Here is a 17,117-nt window from a genome sequence, read left to right as displayed (position 1 = left end):
GCAGCGCCCCCTTAAGCCGATTTCACGGCGGGCGACTTCAACTGCCCGTGGAGTGCCAGATCATATTCCTCCCACACCGGCTTGAGATCGACCACCTTGCGGCCATGGCGCGCCTCGTCCATGGCGAGCGCCAGAATACCGGCCTCGATCGCATCGAGCGCGGAAACCGGCAGGGGCGTCCCCTTGACGACATGGTTGATCACGTCCTCGGCCATCTGCTCATCAGCGCCATAATGCTGGGAGAGCACGGTTGCCGCCGAATAGGTCTTGGCAACGGTCTTTTCGTTGGTGCGGGCATTGTGCACGTTCAGGAAGCCGCGCACGAAATCGCCCTCGGCCATGCCCTTGGCGCCGATGACGCAGAAACGGCGGAAATCGTCGGGAACGTTCAGATTGGTATGGAAGGCGAGCGATGCGCCATTTTCATATTCGACGATCGCGGTCTGGTAGTCGATGATATCGCCGTCGCTGTCGAAAACCTTGTCGGAACCCATCCAGCCGCTCGGCTTGCGATGGTAGACTTCCATGTCGTTGATGCCGTCATTTTGCGGAGCATTTGCAGGCGTAAAGCTCTTGCGCCCGCCAAAGCTCGACACGAAACGCGGCCGGGCACCCACCACGCCGTTATAGAGATCGAGGTCGTGGCAGCATTTTTCCAGCATGAAGGAGCCGGAATAGTTCTCGTAACGCCGCCAGTCGCGCATGAAGAACGCGCCATGATAGGGCGGGATATGTTCCGAAGCCTCGATGGAGACGACGTCACCCAGCTTGCCTTCGGCCTGCGCGGCGCGCAGATCGCGGTAAAGCGGCGAGTAACGCAGGACCAGACCGACCAGCAGCCGCTCATGTCCATGCTTGTTGAGCAACCGGGCGAGTTCGAGGCTTTCCTCGATGCTGACGACGATGGGTTTTTCCGAGAAAATGGTGCAACCGGCTTCAAGCCCGATGCGGATATGCTCCAGATGCATATGGTTCGGTGAGCCGATCATCAAAAGGTCGAATGTCTCGCCGGCAATCAGCGCCTCGGGGCTGTCATAGGCCTTGCCAGCCGAAATGCCCTTTTCCTCAAGACCCGGCAGACCGGCCGGGGCAGGATCGACATAACCGACGATCTCGAAATCCTTGTCGATCTCGTGAAAAACGTAGCCCAGATAACCGAGACGGAATCCGAGTCCGATAATTCCCACCTTCATGAACTTTGTTCCCTGTTCATTCGTAATTCATTTTCGCAGAAGCAACCATTTCTTTGCTGGTTATCCTGATATCTGCGATAATTTTCCGCCACGATGAAATTAATTTTCATAACGGTCAAGTTAAATTCGATCTCGCAAATCCTAGTGAGGACCGGAGACCGATTTCCCCAGCGGAGACAGGCGCAAGATAGAGCGCCGTCAGCCACTGATACAAAAACAATACCAAAAAAATGCCAATCGTCTATAGCAATTCCAATTGCCGGAAATTTTTTTTGGTTAATGCGGAAATTTCAAGCAAGAGGCCTTATTATTCGGCAAATGATCGAAAAAACCACCGATTAATCGTACAAATCCACTAATGGTTCTATTTTGGTATTGCCGATTGTGACGCATATGGTATAGCCGGAATTCGCCACATCGATTGTGACAGAGGTTATGGATGAACGGGGCAGTGCTTAATCTGGACGACCTGCAATCGGGAGGCGGCGGCCCGCTTTACCTGAAACTGCGTCAGACGATTGAAGACGCCATCAATGGCGGCCGCCTCAAACATGGCGATGCCCTGCCGCCCGAGCGCGACATTGCCGAAAGCGCCTGCGTCAGCCGCGTCACGGTGCGCAAGGCTGTGGACGATCTCGTTCGCGACGGACTTCTCGTCCGCAGGCATGGGTCGGGCACCTTTGTCGTCAAACCCATCACCCGTATGCAGCAGCCGTTGACCAAGCTTACCTCGTTTACAGAGGATATGCGCCGCCGGGGAATGGTGGCGAGCACGCGCTGGCTTGAAAGAGGCCTGTTTTACCCGACCGGTGACGAGATGATGGCTCTCGGCCTTTCCCAATCCGCCATGGTTGCCCGGTTGACGCGACTGCGCCTTGCCAACGACCAGCCGATCGCGCTAGAAGTCACGAGCCTGCCGGGCGATATTCTGCCGGACCCACAGCTGGTGGAAAACTCGCTTTATCAGGAGCTTGCGAAAAGCGATATTCGCCCCGTCCGCGCCATCCAGCGCATCTCTGCGCGCAACCTTACGGATGAGGAAACGATGCTGCTTGGAGTTCCCCCCGGGTCTGCTGCACTTTCCGTCCAGCGCATGGCCTATCTCGAAAGCGGCCGCCTCATGGAAATATCGCGCGCCCTTTATCGCAGCGACGCCTACGACCTCGTCGCCGAACTGACGATGACCTCCGACTGAAACACATCGACCAAGGACAGAAAACGATGACAACCCTGATGCGCCAGGAAATCAACGAGATTCCCGATGCCGTCGCCCGTCTGCTGGACAATACCAGTGCCGACTTCCGGCAGGCCGGAGACAAGCTGAAAGCCCGTGACCCGGCCGTTATCGTCACCATTGCCCGCGGATCGTCCGATCACGCCGCGCATTTCCTGAAATATGCGATCGAGTTACAGACAGGGCTTCCAGTCGCCTCGCTCGGCCCTTCGCTCGCCTCGATCTACCAGACGAAACTGCGGCTGGAACGGGCGGCAGCCTTCGCCGTATCGCAATCGGGCAAAAGCCCTGACATCGTCGCTTTGGCGGAAAGTGCCCGCAAGGGCGGAGCGCTTACCTTCTCCCTCGTGAACACCCTGCCCTCCCCCCTTGGAGACGCAGCCAATCACGCCATCGACATCCAGGCGGGACCGGAAAAGGCAGTTGCCGCAACCAAGTCCTTCGTCAACTCCATTGTCGCCGGTCTGGCCATCCTTGCCGAATGGACGGAAGACAGCCTGCTCGCGAAGGCCGTCAGCACCCTGCCGCAGAATTTCGCCAAGGCGATCGCGCTTGACTGGAGCCATATTGGCGAGGCTGTGAAGGGTGAGGATTCACTTTATATGCTGGGCCGCGGCCCCGCCCTTGCGATTGCCGCGGAAGCCGCGCTGAAATGCAAGGAAACCTGCGAGCTGCACGCGGAAGCCTATTCGTCGGCAGAAGTCATGCACGGCCCGGTTTCGCTGGTCGCACCGAAATTTCCGGTAATCGCCTTTGCCGCGCGCGACCGCGCCGAGACCTCCGTTACGGATATTGCCGCAAGCCTTGCCCACAAAGGCGCCAATGTTTTCGTCACATCCGCCAAGGGTAGCCCGGCCAAGCCCTTGCCCTTCGTGGAAACCAACCATCCCCTGACCGATGCATTGCTGCTTATCGCACCGTTTTACGGCTTCATCGAGCAATTGTCGCGCGCAAGAGGCTTCAACCCGGATGCTCCCGTGGCATTGAAGAAGGTGACTGAAACCCAATGAGCGGCATAAAGGCATTTGTCGGCGCCCGCATTTTCGATGGCGCCGAATGGCATGATGACAAGGTGCTCCTGATCCGCGAAGGGCGCGTTGCCGCTGTCCTGGACAGCGTGCCTGCCGACGCCGAAGTGATCGATACAGATGGGCTGTTGATCGCGCCGGGCTTCATCGACCTTCAGATCAATGGCGGTGGCGGCGTCATGTTCAACAACCAGCCGGATGTGGCTGGCATTGCCCGCATCTGCTCCGCCCACGCCCAGTTCGGCACGACGGCTTTGATGGTGACGCTCATCACCGACCGGTCGGACGTGACTTTCAGGGCGGCGCAGGCGGGGATTGCCGCGGGCAAGGAGCATGTGCCCGGTTTCCTCGGCCTGCATTTCGAGGGGCCGCATCTTTCTGTCGCGCGCAAGGGCACGCATGATCCGGCGTTGATCCGCAAGATGGAGACGGACGACCTCGCGGTCCTGACCGGCTGCAAGGCGGAACTCCCATTCGTGCTGACAACTATTGCCCCGGAAAATGTTACTGTCGAGCAGGTTGCAGCACTCAGCGACGCCGGCATCGTCGTCAGCCTCGGCCATACCGACACCGGTCTCGATGTTGCGACGGCCTATGCTGATGCAGGCGCATCCATGGTAACGCATCTCTTCAATGCCATGAGCCCGCTTGGCCACCGCGAGCCGGGGCTGGTCGGGGCCGCACTTTCGAACGGCAAGTTGCATTGCGGGCTTATAGCCGACGGATTCCATGTCGATCCGGCCGCAATCGGCATTGCGCTGCGCGCCAAGAATGGCCCGGCCCGCATCTTCCTTGTCACCGACGCCATGTCCACCATCGGCACGGATGATGACGGTTTCGAACTGAACGGCCGGCGCGTCTATCGCAACGGTGGACGGCTAACATTGGCCGACGGCACGCTGGCGGGAGCGGATATAGATATGCTCTCCTGCATCCGCTTCATGCGTGAGAAGATGGAAATGCCGCTGGAAGAAGCTTTGCGAATGGCATCCGCCTATCCGGCGCAGGCAATCGGCGCCTCCGGCAAGGGAAAACTCCTGGCCGGTTTCGATGCTGATTTCGTGATGCTGACACCAGACCTCCAGATGCATTCAACATGGATTGGCGGAGAAAAAATCTACGATGCCACACGTTCCGGAGTCTGAACCATGATCGTTTGTTTCGATATCGGCGGAACGACCATCAAGGGCGCGATTGCCCATGCCCCGGACGATATTCGCCCCGTACCGCGTATACCAACGCCCAAAACCAGCTTCGAAGACTTCGCTGCCGGCTTGAAATCCGTCATCGACAACAGCGGCGGCACACCCGACTGCGTATCACTGTCGATCGCAGGCGTCATCGATCTTGATACGGGAAAGGCGACAGTCGCCAATATTCCCAGCATTCACCGCAGAACGTTAAAAGACGATCTGGAAAAAGCCCTGAACCTTCCCGTTATCGTTTCGAACGATGCGGATTGTTTCGTGATCGCCGAATCGGAAATTGGCTCCGGACAAGGACATCGCGTCGTCTTCGGCGTTATCCTTGGAACAGGTGTCGGCGGCGGGCTGGTGATTGACGGCAAGCTCATCAACAGCGACGGCGGCTTCGCTGGCGAGTGGGGACATGGGCCAGTGGCCGCGACATTGGCCGGCAATCCACCGGTATCGCTGCCGCGATTCGAATGCGGTTGCGGCCTTACCGGCTGTGTCGACGCGATCGGCAGCGCGCGCGGCATGGAAAAGCTGCATCTGCATCTTCACGGGCAGGATATGACCAGTGAGGATATTATTGCCGCCTGGCAGGCAGGCGATGCGCAAGCCGCAAGAACCATCGATGTACTCATTGATATTCTCGCCTCGCCGCTGGCGATGGTGATCAATGTCACCGGCGCAACCATCGTGCCCGTCGGCGGCGGGCTTTCGAATTCAAGGGAACTCGTGACAGCTCTGGACGAAGCCGTCAGGGGCCGCATTCTCAGGCGCTTCGACAGGCCGCTCGTCGTGCCTGCCATTTGCCGGATCGAGCCGGGGCTGATTGGTTCCGCCGTTATCGGGCTGAAATATGCGAAGGAAATCGTGAACGCGGTTTAAGCCGCGTCACACCGTCTCGATCTTTTCCCGACGAAAGCCCAACCCCACCAGCCTGCCGGTCAGATGGGCAAAAAGTGGAAACCGCATGATCGCCCGCACGATGGCGGGTGGGCCTTTCGGCTTTTCCGCCGTTTCCGTCTGCTCTTTCTTGCGACCGACACGCATCATCCGCTGCAAGAATTGCGTGGCCTTGGTTGGAAAGGATCGCCGTTTCTCTATGGCGGCGAGGTCATCATCGGCAATGGTCCGGCCGGATGTGAATACCGGCACCAGAACATTGGCCGCAGCAACCGCATCCTGAATGGCAAGATTGATGCCGACACCGCCGACGGGCGACATGGCATGGGCCGCATCGCCGATGCAGATCAGGCCGGGCTTCCACCAGCGCTTCAACCGATCGATACGGACGGTGAGCAGATGCACGTCATCCCAGCTCGTAATTTCGTCGAGCCTCTCGCGCGGGAAAGGGCAGATTTCCGCAACCCGGTTCCTGAAGGCTTCAAGTCCCTCAATCTTCATGTCAGCGAAAAAGCCCTTGCGCACCACGTACCCGCATTGCCAGTAGTCACCGCGGTTGATCATCACGAAACCCTGCCGCGAACCCGCATGGCCCATGGTGTCGGCCGGATCACCCGGCTGTCTCGAAAGGCGCATCCAAAGCACCTCGGTCGGGATGCCGAAGTGCTGTACTTCAAGTCCCGCCGCCTCGCGGACGATGGAGTTGCGGCCATCCGCGCCCACCACCAGATCAGCGGCGATCTCGATTGGGCCTTCCGGCGTATTGACCATGAGGCCACCAACACGCCCGTCGCTCTCGATCAGGCCGGTTACCGGCGCATTCATCAGCAGCCGGAAATTCTCATATTGCCCGGCCTTGCCGACGATAAAATTGAGAAAATCCCATTGCGGCATGAAGGCAATAAAACGATGATGGACCGGCAGCCGCGAAAAATCTGCGATCGTGATACGCTCGCCGCCGATGACTGCGTTCAGCCGTGGCGCACGCGTATGCGGGAAGCTCAGGAACTCCTCGGCGAAACCCAGCTGCTCCATCAGTTCAAGCGTGGAGGGGTGAATGGTGTCGCCGCGAAAATCGCGCAGAAAATCTCCATGTTTCTCGACAACCGTTACGTCTATACCGCTGCGGGCAAGCAAAAGGCCAAGCATCAGGCCGGCCGGCCCGCCACCGGCCACGACAACGGACGTGCGGATGTGCTGAACGGCCCTGCCGTCATTCTTCGGCACGACTTTCGCTTCTTCCATCACCGCCCCCCCTGTCCGTTAAACGTCTCTATCGTGCATCCGCCGGCGGCAGGTTTGCATTTTTCGGCTGTGGCCAACCATTTGCATCGAAACGGAAAAGCATTTCGGACCGGGCAAAGATAAAGGCGAAGGCCATGGCCGTCCACATGCCAAGCAACAGCCCGGCGGCCACATCGCTTGGATAATGCGCGCCGACGATGACGCGTGAAACACCAATGACAAGCGCAAGCAGCAGGAACGCCCAGCGGAAGCGCGGCATCAGCATGGCGAAAACACCGAAAAACGCTCCGGCAGCCGTCGAATGGCCTGACGGGAAGCTCTCATAAAGATTGTCACCGGTAAAAGGCGTGAGGCTATAGGCACCCATTTCCAGAAAAAGCTCCGGCCGCGCCCGCCCGATCAGGAATTTCAGCGTGTGGACCAATATGCTCGCCGTTCCGATCGTCAGGAAGAAGTAAGCGAGAAGCCGCCATGCCGTTCTCAGCCGCCCGGCGTAGGTCCGCGCCTGCAGGACCCGCGCGCCGACATAGGCGAGGATGGCAAGAGCGCCGGTGGAATAAAGCATCCAGCTGAAAGTACCGAAATCGGTAATGGAGCGATTGAAGGAAACTATCCTTCCCGGCAGGGCTTGAGCATGTTCCGAAAGGCGTGGGTCGAAAGGAATAAAGACCAGAACCAGCACAAGGCTTGCCGCAAAAATCCAACCGCTGGAAACCAGAAAACGTCGCATCAATATTCTCTCATCGTTTTTCTTGCATATGGCTTTGCCATCCGCAAAAACAATAGCCCGGCTGTGTCCTTGTTATGACGGGTTTTCACGAGTAGAGGCTAGTGCATGTCGCCAGAAACTATGCATCGGTTTCGGGCAACCGGAAACGACCGACGGACGGAAGATGACAGATACCAGTGAAATGCCACGCAGGCTGACGATATTGGGTTCGACGGGTTCGATCGGTACGAACACACTGGATGTCGTCCGTCAGCTGGGTGGTCGCAGACAATTCGAGATTACGGCGCTCACCGGCGCCGGAAACATCGATCTTCTGGCGCAACAGGCGCGTGAATTCGGCGCGCAGCTTGCGGTAACCGCCGAGGATGGCAAATACGAAGCGCTGAAAGCGGCCCTTGCCGGCACCGGCATTGAGGTTGCGGCGGGCAAATCCGGCCTCGAAGAAGCGGCCTCGATGGAGGCCGGCTGGGTAATGGCAGCGATTGCCGGAACACCTGGTCTTGCCCCGACATTGACAGCCGCACGGCGCGGCGCAGACATAGCGCTTGCCAACAAGGAATGCCTCGTTTCCGCAGGCGATGTTTTCCTGCGCACGGTCAAACAGGGCGGCGGCAGGTTGATCCCGGTCGATAGCGAACACAGCGCGATCTTCCAGTGCCTGACGGGCGATCACAAACAGGCCGTGGAGCGCATCGTACTCACCGCGTCCGGCGGACCGTTCCGCACCTGGTCGCGTGAGCAGATGGCCAATGTCACGGCAGATATCGCCCGCGCACATCCCAACTGGTCGATGGGGTTGAAGGTATCGATCGGCAGCGCCTCGATGTTCAATAAGGGGCTGGAAATGATCGAGGCGAAATATCTCTTCGATCTCAGGCCCGAGCAGGTGGAGGTGATCGTTCATCCGCAGTCGATCATACATTCGATGGTGGGTTATACGGATGGCTCCTATATCGCCCAGCTCGGCTCGCCCGATATGCGCACCGCCATCTCTTATGCCCTCACCTATCCTGAGCGCGGCAATCTCAATGTCGAGCGCCTGGATTTTGCCAAGCTGGCGCGGCTCGATTTCGAAGCGCCTGATGAAACCCGGTTTCCAGCACTCCGACTGGCGCGCACGGCGCTGGAGCGCGGAGGCTTGCAGGGCGCGGCCCTGAATGCCGCCGAAGAAACCGCCTTTCACGCCTTCGTCGAAGGCGGCATCGGTTTTCTCGATATGGCCGAAATCGTCGAAACGGTCATGGACCGCATGCATGACGGCCGATCAGCCAACAGCATTGAAGACGTATTTTCGGCGGACGGGGAAGCCCGCAATCATGCGCGGGAACTGATCGCCAGCAAAGAAAAGGCCGCGTAAACGCGGCCCGATTTTCTCTTGTTTGAACTGAGGCCTTAAGCCACCGCCCGCGCCAGCGCACAATGCGACCAGAGCTGGTGCAACGCGCCGACCAACTGTTCGATGTCGGCATCGGTGTGCAGCGGTGTCGGCGTGATACGCAGACGCTCGGTCTTGCGCGGCACGGTCGGATAGTTGATCGGCTGGACATAGACGCCGTGATTGTCGAGCAGGATATCCGAAATCCATTTGCACTTGGCGGCATCGCCCACCATGACCGGTACGATATGGCTGGGATTGTCCATATGCGGAATGCCGCGTGCATCCAGAAGCCCCCGCAGCTTGCGCACCCGGTCCTGATGGCGGGCGCGCTCAAAGGGGCTTGCCTTCAGATGCTGGATCGAGGCGATTGCGCCGGCAGCGAGCGACGGCGGCAGGGCCGTCGTGAAGATGAAACCGGAGGCGAAAGAACGGATAAAATCACAGACCGCCGTGGACCCGGCAATATAACCGCCCATCACGCCGAAAGCCTTGCCGAGCGTTCCCTCGATGATCGTCAGGCGATCCATCAGGCCTTCGCGCTCGGCAATGCCGCCGCCGCGCGGTCCGTACATGCCAACGGCATGGACTTCGTCGAGATAGGTCATGGCGCCATAACGATCGGCAAGATCGCAGATTTCCTTGATCGGGGCGATATCGCCATCCATCGAATAGACGGATTCAAAGGCGATGAGCTTCGGCGCGCTTGGATCGGCTGCCTTAAGCTTTGCCTCGAGATCTTCGAGATCATTATGTTTCCAGATCACCCGCTCGCAACGGCCGTAACGGATGCCTTCGATCATCGAGGCATGGTTGAGCGCATCGGAGAAAATGACGAGGCCCGGAATTTTCTGGCCAAGTGTGCCGAGTGTCGCCCAGTTGGAAACGTAACCCGACGTGAAGATCAGCGCCGATTCCTTGCCGTGCAGATCGGCAAGTTCCTGTTCCAGCAGGACGTGATGATGGTTGGTCCCAGAAATGTTGCGGGTGCCTCCCGCACCCGCGCCACAGTGATCGATGGCGGCTTTCATGGCTTCGATGACTTTGGGGTTCTGGCCCATGCCCAGATAATCGTTGGAACACCAGACGGTTACGTCCTTGCGCTCGCCATTGGCGTTGTACCGTGTCGCGCGGGGAAAATTCCCCTGCTGGCGTTCGATATCCGCAAAAACGCGATAGCGTCCCTCAGAATGCAGGCTCTGCAGTTCCGTCGTAAAAAATGCCTCGAAGTCCATGCCATGCTCCAGAATTGACCAGATCGTTTTCTGCCTCGACACCGGGACCGTCAACCCTTGCGAGCTGCTTTAACCACGTCTGCGTCAATTCGCCGTTGTTTTGAACCATTCCAATAAACCGTTTATAGACGCCGATGAAAAGTACAAAATTGATTCACATCAAAAAACCCGGAAATTTGGAACCTTTTTCAAACGGCGCCGTTGTTTGGGACGCAATCGATTTACGCGCGGAAGAACGCCTGAAAGAGGAGGCTTCCCTAAACGGTATCGAATTGTTAGTTATCTGTGGCGGTCGGAGGTAGCAGTCGCCGCAGATAAATATGGGACGCCTACCGAGCCGAAGAGCTCATTGTAACGTTGGAGAGAGTTTCATGAAAAAGGCAATCATATTTGCGCTGGTCGGCCTGTCGCTTGCAAGCTGCACGCAGACTGAAAAGGGTGCTTCGATCGGTGCCGTTTCCGGTGCGGTCCTGGGCGGCGCTATCACGGGCAACGTTCGTGGCGCGGCAGTGGGCGCGGCGATCGGTGGCGTTGGCGGCGCGTTGATCGGCAATGCATCCGAACCGGGCTATTGCTATTATCGCGACCAGTACGGTCAGCGTTACACGGCGCGTTGCCGTTAATAGCTGCACGAGATACCGTTGCACAGAAGCCCCGGTCATCCGGGGCTTTTTGCGTTAAGGCGGGCAAAACACAGTCCGAAGGGTCCTCAACGCCGTTTATTTATGATTAAACTGCACTGTTAACGGACAGGAAACGGGTCAGAGCCATAATAAATGCTCAACCATAAAGCAGCTTATGCGAAGAACACGGACTAACCCGAAGACAGGTATTGCGTATCGGAAAGCTGGCACCGCTCTTGCGGTTGCCGTTACGTTCGCCCTGTACCCGGCGTTTACTCGCGATGCTTTTGCTTTCAAGCTGTTCGGCGTGCGTCTCTGGGGTTCGGAAGAACCGGAGATCGAAGTTATAAATCCGGTCAAATATGCCGTGACGCTGAATGCTGCCGATGCAGACAAATCTCTCAAAGGCAGCCTGGAAAACAGCTCGCTTCTTCTGGCCGACAAGGACAAACCGGCCTCCGGCGATCTCGGCCTTCTGATCAAGGCGCGTGATGACAGGGACAGGCTGATCGCAGCGCTTTACGAAAACGCCCGATATGGCGGCATCGTCAAGGTCACGGTCGCCGGCAAGGATGTGGACGATCTGCCACCCAATCCGGTGTTCGATCACTCCGCTCCGGTGCCCGTTGTCATAACCGTCACCCCCGGCCCGGTCTTCACGCTCGGCAATATCAGGCTCGAGGGCGATGTGACGGGCCGCAACCTTGAAGAATACGGTCTCGTCACCGGCGGCGATGCCGGATCTCTGGCAATCATCCGCGCCGGCAACAAGCTGATCGATGATCTGAAAGCCGAAGGCCGCCCGCTTGCGAAGCTGACGAAACGCGAGGCCGTTGCAAACCACGCGACGAACACGGTCGATATTACCATGGCTGCCGAAGGTGGCCCCGTGGCACCCCTCGGCGCGGTTACCGTCACCGGCGAAAAAACCGTCGACGGCGACTTCATCCGCCGTTATTCGCGCCTCAATGGCGGCGAACCCTACTCGCCGGAAAAACTGCGCAAGGCCGCAGACCGGCTACGCCAGCTCGGCGTCTTTTCCAGCCTGACAATCAAGGAAGCAGGAACGCTGTCGCGCGATGGCTCCATTCCGCTCACCATCGAGGTGTCAGAGGGCAAGCACCGTTATTTCGGCGTCGGCGCACAATATTCCACCACGGAAGGCATTGGCCTCCAGGGGTATTGGGGCCACAGGAACCTGTTCGGGCAGGCGGAATCGCTGCGGATCGAGGGTTCGGTTTCACGCATCGCCGAAGCATCGAGCGTTGAAGGCATGGACTATTCGGCGGGCATCACCTTCACAAAGCCCGGCATGTTCAACCCGCGCACCACATTCAAGACCAGCCTGATCGCCAAGACCGAACATCCCGATACCTATGAGGCCAAGACCATAACTGGAGCCGCCGGTTTCAGTTATGAGCTGAACGACACCGATACCGCAGCCGCCGGTCTCGAGGTGCAGTGGGCAGATACCGAAGACGCATTCGGCAAGAACAAATATCTGACCACCTCCATACCGCTGGAATTCGTTCGCGATACGCGCGACGACAAGCTCAACCCCACTGAAGGCTTTCGTGCATCGGTGGCCGCCAAGCCCAGCTACGAAGCGCTGAACGGCACTTTCTTTTCCTCCTTTGAAGGCTCTATTTCGGGTTATAAGGGACTCGGCGCCGAAGATCGCTTGATCATGGCCGGAAAGCTTTCCGGCGGCGTGCTCGTCGGCGGCAGCAATCTGCAGGACATACCGACCACAAGGCGCTTTTATGCCGGCGGCGGTGGATCCGTCCGCGGCTATAGCTACCAGGAAATATCGCCCTATAATGCAGCCGGTGATGCAACTGGCGGCCGCTCTTACGTGGTTGGCTCCATCGAAGCCCGTATCAAGGTCACCGATACGATCGGAATCGTGCCCTTCATCGATGCGGGTGTGGTATCCGACAGCGTGACCCCTGATTTCTCCGATATCCGGGCTGGCGCCGGTATTGGTTTGCGTTACGCAACGCCCTTTGGGCCTTTGCGTCTTGATGTCGCCATGCCGCTTGAAAAATATGATGGTGGCAACAATTTCGGCATTTATGCTGGCATCGGCCAGTCTTTTTAAACGCCGCCATCGAACACCCTAGCAACAAAGTGTAGATTACGCTTGATGACAACGTTGATTCGATTGCTGAAATGGCTGGGCTACGCTGCTCTTTGCGGCGTGGTGCTGGTGTTGCTTGCGGTTCTGTTCGTCGGTCTTACCCCGATGGGTGCAAGAATTGCCGCAAAGCAGATTTCATCGCTCGTTTCCACGCCCGACCAGACAATCGAAATCTCTCCACCCAGCGGTCTTTTGACCGGTCGCCTGCGGCTCGACAATGTCACCCTTTCGGATCGGCAGGGACCTTACGCCCGCGTGAACCAGATCGCCGTTGACTGGTCGCCGCTCTCGCTTCTTGCCGGAACCTTCCACGCCGACCGGGTGTCGGCCGGATCGATTGATGTCGATCGCAAACCGCTTCCCGCTGAGCAAACATCGACCAAAAGCTCCGGCAGTTCGTCCCTGCCGATTGAAATCGACATCGACAGTTTCGATTTCCCCGATATTAGCCTCGGACAATCCCTTCTTGGCCGCGACTTCGAGCTGACCGCCGAGGGCAATCTCAAGGCCGCGCAGGACGATATCAGGCTATCGCTCACCGCCCACCGGCAGAGCACGCCGGACGCTGCCATCAATGCGGACATCGCGTTTCTGCCGAATGAAAATGTCTTGAAGTTGAAAGCGGAGATGAAGGAGCCCGAGGGCGGGCTTCTGGCCACGCTGCTCTCGCTTCCGGGCACACCCGCCGTGGCGATCGATGTGAACGGTGAAGGTCCGCTTTCTGACTGGACCGGCACTCTGCGCGGCAACGTCGCCGGCAACCCCGTGCTCAACGTCACCGGCCACCATCTACTTGGAGACGACGGCACGCGGCGTATCGAGGTCGCAGGCGGCGGCCAGCCCGATCTGCTTCTGCCCCCCGCTTTCCGGCAGCTTTTTGCCGGCGAGACGAAACTTGATGCAAACGCCACGCTCTCACCACAGGGGCGCATCGAAATCGGCAGCAGCACGCTGGAAACCGGTACATTGCTGCTGACGGCCTCGGGCACCGTGGATCGGAACGGCCAGAACGATCTTAGTGCCAACCTCATCGGCACCGCCGGGCCAGTGGATTTCCGCTGGCCGCTAAACAATGGCGAGATCCAGGCCCTCATCAATGGCATTGATCTTTCCCTGAAGGGCAACGCTGATGCCGCTCATCTCAACACCACGGCATCGTTGCGCAGCCTTTCCCTGCCACAGGGTAGGCTTGATGATGTCAAGCTGACGGCCAGGAGCGGCAATCTCAACATTGCCGATCGCAGCGGCACCATCGACACCATTCTCTCCGTGGCACAATCGTCCTTCGTCAGCCCGGATATCGACCGGCTGGTGCGTGCGCCGGTCACCATCAAGGCGCCGGTCAGCCTCACCTCGTCGACCATCGGCTTTGACGGCGCGACGCTGGAGAGCGCCAGTGTCGGCGGAACGCTGAACGGCAGTTTCGACCTCGCCAACAATCGCCTGACATCCAGCGTGCAGCTCTTCGCGTTGCCCGCCACCCTGCCGCCAGCGCTGGCGAAAAAATTCGATACCACCATAGCTTTGCAGGGCGATATCGACCTGATCATTGGCGGGCGCACAAGCGTTCAGAACCTCGTGGTCAAATCCGGAACAATTGAAGCGACAGGTGATGTCAGTCTCGAAGACGACGCGTTGAGCGCCAATCTGACGGGCAAGTTTCCCGCTCTCGAAAAACTGACGCCACAGGCAAAGGGCGTTGCCGATTTTGCAATTGAAGCCAGCGGCGCGCTTGCCGCGCCCGACTTCAATGTCACCTTAAGCTCCGAAAGTGCCACTCTTGCCGGACGGAAGCTTGAAGCCCTGAAGGTCAATGCCGCAGGCAAGGCCGATCCGGCCGCACCGCAGGCAAAACTGACCGCCAGCGGCAGCCTCGACCGGCAGAAGATCGACGCCAACGCCAATGTGGTGCAGACAGAAAACGGCACGGCAATACCCGAGCTTCATGTGGCAGTGGGTCGCAACATCTTGAACGGCAAGCTGCAATTCTCGCAACAGTTCCTGCCATCTGGCAATCTGTCGTTCAATTTCCCGGACTTGGCCCTGCTGGCGGCACTTGCCGCGCAACAGGCAGATGGCGATATTGCCGGCGACATCGTACTCAGTAACTATAACGGCCGGATTGCCGCGACGATAAAGGCGAATGGCGGCAGTATCCGCCAGGGCACAACGGTTATTTCGAAGCTCGCTGCCGATATCTCCATCGACGACCTTCAGGCGCTCGCCATCAACGGCAAGGTCAGCGCCGACAGCGTCAATGCTGGCACCGCGGCGATTTCGGCGCTGAATGCGACCATTGGCCATTCCGGCACGACCACCAACTTCGATGTCAACGGACGCTACGACAATGCGCCGCTCGTGGTAAAGGGCAGTGCCAATACCGCCGGATCGCCTATGACGGTGCGGCTCGATGCCTTCTCGGCCGCCCCCAAGGGCATTGCCGTACGGCTCGAAGAGCCGAGTACAATTGCGATCGAGAACGGCACGGCCCGCATCTCCGGTCTGACTATCATCACCGGCGACGGCCGCGTCGAGGTAAACGGCACGGCGGGTTCGACACTCGACATCAACGCCAATATCCGCTCGCTTCCCGCGAACCTCGCAAATGCCTTCGCCACCGGGCTGGATGCGGCGGGGAGTATATCCGGGACAGTCAGCGCCAAGGGCACGGCTTCAGACCCAGCGGTCGATTATAATCTGAACTGGACGAATGCCGAGGTTGCCCAGACGCGTGCGGCAGGGCTTGCAGCGCTCGGCATCAAGGCAAACGGCCGTTTCGCCGGCGGCACCCTGCAGATCGATACGAATGTAACCGGTCAGGGCGGTATGTCGCTTTCGGGCGGCGGTTCCCTCGGCATTGCCGGTAACCGTCCACTTTCCATGGCCTTTTCCGGGAGGTTGCCCTTCTCCGCCGTTGCCGCACAAACCGCAGCACAGGGCCTCGATGTGGACGGCACCGCCGCCATCGATGTGAAGATTTCCGGCAGCGCTTCCGCGCCTGTCGTTACCGGCAGCATCACCACCGATGGTACACGACTGACCGACGTGCGCCGTAACCTCACGGTCAACGGGCTGGCAGCAACGGTCACCTTCGATCGTGATCGCGCCGTCATCTCCCGGCTGACGGGAAAGCTTGCCGGCGGTGGAACGATCTCGGGAACGGGTAGCGTCGGTATAACGGGCGGTTCGGGCTTTCCAGCCGACATCACGATCACGTTGGACCGCGCCGGTTACAATGATGGCACGCTGGTGACGACCATCGTGAGCGGCACGCTGACGCTGAAGGGTCCGCTTCTGAATTCGCCCGTGCTTGGCGGCAAGCTGACGCTGGACAGAAGCGCCATCACCATCCCGGAGAAACTTCCAGCCTCGCTGACGGAAATCGACGTCAAGCACAAGAACGCCCCGCCGCAGGTGCGGGCGCAGGTAAAGGCACTCGGCAACGATCAGGGCGGCAGTGGTAGTTCATCGACCATCAATCTCGATCTGCAGGTGAGCGCACCGAGCGGCATTTTCGTGCGTGGGCGGGGCGTCGACGCAGAACTGACCGGCAATCTGACCATTCGCGGTACGGCAGCTGTTCCCGTCATCTCCGGCGGTTTTGAAATGCGCCGTGGACGGCTCGAAATTCTCACCCGCCGTCTCGATTTCAATACGGGCAAGATAACCTTCGGCGGCGGCCTCGTGCCGGTTCTGGATATGGAGGCGCAGTCCACCGCTGGTTCCGCCACCATCACCGTTGCGGTTTCCGGCAATGCCAACGACCCGACATTCGCCTTCTCCTCAACCCCGGCTCTGCCGCAGGATGAGGTTATGGCACAGCTGATCTTCGGCCAATCCATGTCCAAGCTCTCGGCCTTGCAGATCGCGCGGCTGGCGGATGCGGCAGCCCAGCTTGCCGGTGGGCGCTCCACCTCGTTGTTCGACAAGCTGCGAAGCAATCTCGGTGTCGACGATCTCGACATCTCGACGGATTCGGAAGGCCAGGCCCGCGTTTCCGCCGGCAAATATCTCAACGAGCGAACCTATCTCGAACTGCAGCAAAGCGGCGATTCCGGCGCAAAGGCCATCATCAACCTCGATGTCGGGCGCGGCGTGAAGCTGCGCGGTGAAGCGGGCGGTAATGGCGAAGGTGCAGCCGGTATATTTTACGAGAAAGAATATTGAAGTCTTCGCATTTAGGTTTGCGAAACCATCTCATGCTACGAATCTTCCATTGAA

Annotated in this window: 12 protein-coding genes; 8 read left to right on the top strand and 4 right to left on the bottom strand. The window is 58.9% G+C overall.

Translation table 11 applies throughout. The features are described from left to right. Window positions 1-11 precede the first annotated feature (11 nt). Entirely contained in the window at window positions 12-1,193 is a 1,182-nt protein-coding gene (locus FB593_RS16345; RefSeq protein ID WP_003516769.1) for a Gfo/Idh/MocA family protein, read from the bottom strand. Window positions 1,194-1,632: 439 nt separating this feature from the next. Here FB593_RS16345 and FB593_RS16335 point away from each other — a divergent pair, with 439 nt between their 5' ends. Genes FB593_RS16335 through FB593_RS16320 form a run of 4 tightly spaced genes read left to right on the top strand, consistent with a single transcriptional unit; the run spans window position 1,633 to window position 5,530 of the window. Next, complete coding sequence (locus FB593_RS16335) at window positions 1,633-2,388, top strand: GntR family transcriptional regulator (RefSeq protein WP_013636867.1); 756 nt, start codon at window positions 1,633-1,635, stop codon at window positions 2,386-2,388. Between the two features lie 26 nt (window positions 2,389-2,414). Then, window positions 2,415-3,437, top strand: a complete 1,023-nt coding sequence (locus FB593_RS16330; RefSeq protein WP_003516766.1) for an SIS domain-containing protein — start codon at window positions 2,415-2,417, stop codon at window positions 3,435-3,437. Then, window positions 3,434-4,600: an N-acetylglucosamine-6-phosphate deacetylase gene (nagA, locus tag FB593_RS16325; RefSeq protein ID WP_112290069.1), complete on the top strand. Its 1,167-nt coding sequence runs from the start codon at window positions 3,434-3,436 to the stop codon at window positions 4,598-4,600. Before FB593_RS16330 ends, nagA begins: the two co-directional genes overlap by 4 nt. A 3-nt stretch (window positions 4,601-4,603) precedes the next feature. Further along, the gene (locus FB593_RS16320) at window positions 4,604-5,530 is read left to right on the top strand and encodes an ROK family protein (RefSeq protein WP_019566071.1); all 927 of its coding nucleotides are present in this window, start codon (window positions 4,604-4,606) and stop codon (window positions 5,528-5,530) included. 6 nt (window positions 5,531-5,536) lie between these two features. On the opposite strand, the gene FB593_RS16315 is transcribed toward FB593_RS16320, so the two are convergent. Continuing rightward, entirely contained in the window at window positions 5,537-6,793 is a 1,257-nt protein-coding gene (locus tag FB593_RS16315; RefSeq protein WP_019566070.1) for an FAD-dependent oxidoreductase, read from the bottom strand. Between the two features lie 28 nt (window positions 6,794-6,821). Then, on the bottom strand, window positions 6,822-7,523 hold the full coding sequence (locus FB593_RS16310; RefSeq protein WP_019566069.1) for a phosphatase PAP2 family protein: 702 nt from the start codon (window positions 7,521-7,523) through the stop codon (window positions 6,822-6,824). Between the two features lie 163 nt (window positions 7,524-7,686). On the opposite strand from FB593_RS16310, the gene dxr reads away from it, so the two are divergent. Then, the gene (gene dxr, locus FB593_RS16305) at window positions 7,687-8,880 is read left to right on the top strand and encodes a 1-deoxy-D-xylulose-5-phosphate reductoisomerase (protein WP_026330906.1); all 1,194 of its coding nucleotides are present in this window, start codon (window positions 7,687-7,689) and stop codon (window positions 8,878-8,880) included. A gap of 35 nt (window positions 8,881-8,915) precedes the next feature. Here dxr and hemA read toward each other — a convergent pair whose 3' ends face one another. Further along, window positions 8,916-10,133, bottom strand: coding sequence for a 5-aminolevulinate synthase (hemA, locus tag FB593_RS16300; RefSeq protein ID WP_019566067.1), 1,218 nt, complete (start codon window positions 10,131-10,133; stop codon window positions 8,916-8,918). Window positions 10,134-10,504: 371 nt separating this feature from the next. On the opposite strand from hemA, the gene FB593_RS16295 reads away from it, so the two are divergent. From FB593_RS16295 to FB593_RS16285, 3 genes are all read left to right on the top strand, one after another. Beyond that, window positions 10,505-10,756 (top strand): YMGG-like glycine zipper-containing protein, encoded by a 252-nt coding sequence (locus FB593_RS16295; protein ID WP_003492347.1) that lies wholly within the window; start codon window positions 10,505-10,507, stop codon window positions 10,754-10,756. Between the two features lie 175 nt (window positions 10,757-10,931). Further along, complete coding sequence (locus FB593_RS16290) at window positions 10,932-12,857, top strand: autotransporter assembly complex protein TamA (RefSeq protein WP_019566066.1); 1,926 nt, start codon at window positions 10,932-10,934, stop codon at window positions 12,855-12,857. A 45-nt stretch (window positions 12,858-12,902) separates the two neighbouring features. Continuing rightward, window positions 12,903-17,063, top strand: coding sequence for a translocation/assembly module TamB domain-containing protein (locus tag FB593_RS16285; protein WP_145166749.1), 4,161 nt, complete (start codon window positions 12,903-12,905; stop codon window positions 17,061-17,063). Window positions 17,064-17,117 lie beyond the last annotated feature (54 nt).

It is taken from the genome of Rhizobium sp. SJZ105 (genome assembly GCF_007828365.1).
Classification (GTDB): domain Bacteria; phylum Pseudomonadota; class Alphaproteobacteria; order Rhizobiales; family Rhizobiaceae; genus Agrobacterium; species Agrobacterium tumefaciens.
Note: the sequence above shows the minus strand (reverse complement) of the source record. Positions and strands in the feature narration are given on the sequence as shown.

Coding starts and splice junctions, on each gene's coding strand:
- FB593_RS16345 (WP_003516769.1), bottom strand. CDS start 1,193: ATGAAGGTGGGAATTATCGGACTCGGATTCCGTCTCGGTTATCTGGGC.
- FB593_RS16335 (WP_013636867.1), top strand. CDS start 1,633: ATGAACGGGGCAGTGCTTAATCTGGACGACCTGCAATCGGGAGGCGGC.
- FB593_RS16330 (WP_003516766.1), top strand. CDS start 2,415: ATGACAACCCTGATGCGCCAGGAAATCAACGAGATTCCCGATGCCGTC.
- nagA (WP_112290069.1), top strand. CDS start 3,434: ATGAGCGGCATAAAGGCATTTGTCGGCGCCCGCATTTTCGATGGCGCC.
- FB593_RS16320 (WP_019566071.1), top strand. CDS start 4,604: ATGATCGTTTGTTTCGATATCGGCGGAACGACCATCAAGGGCGCGATT.
- FB593_RS16315 (WP_019566070.1), bottom strand. CDS start 6,793: ATGGAAGAAGCGAAAGTCGTGCCGAAGAATGACGGCAGGGCCGTTCAG.
- FB593_RS16310 (WP_019566069.1), bottom strand. CDS start 7,523: ATGCGACGTTTTCTGGTTTCCAGCGGTTGGATTTTTGCGGCAAGCCTT.
- dxr (WP_026330906.1), top strand. CDS start 7,687: ATGACAGATACCAGTGAAATGCCACGCAGGCTGACGATATTGGGTTCG.
- hemA (WP_019566067.1), bottom strand. CDS start 10,133: ATGGACTTCGAGGCATTTTTTACGACGGAACTGCAGAGCCTGCATTCT.
- FB593_RS16295 (WP_003492347.1), top strand. CDS start 10,505: ATGAAAAAGGCAATCATATTTGCGCTGGTCGGCCTGTCGCTTGCAAGC.
- FB593_RS16290 (WP_019566066.1), top strand. CDS start 10,932: ATGCGAAGAACACGGACTAACCCGAAGACAGGTATTGCGTATCGGAAA.
- FB593_RS16285 (WP_145166749.1), top strand. CDS start 12,903: ATGACAACGTTGATTCGATTGCTGAAATGGCTGGGCTACGCTGCTCTT.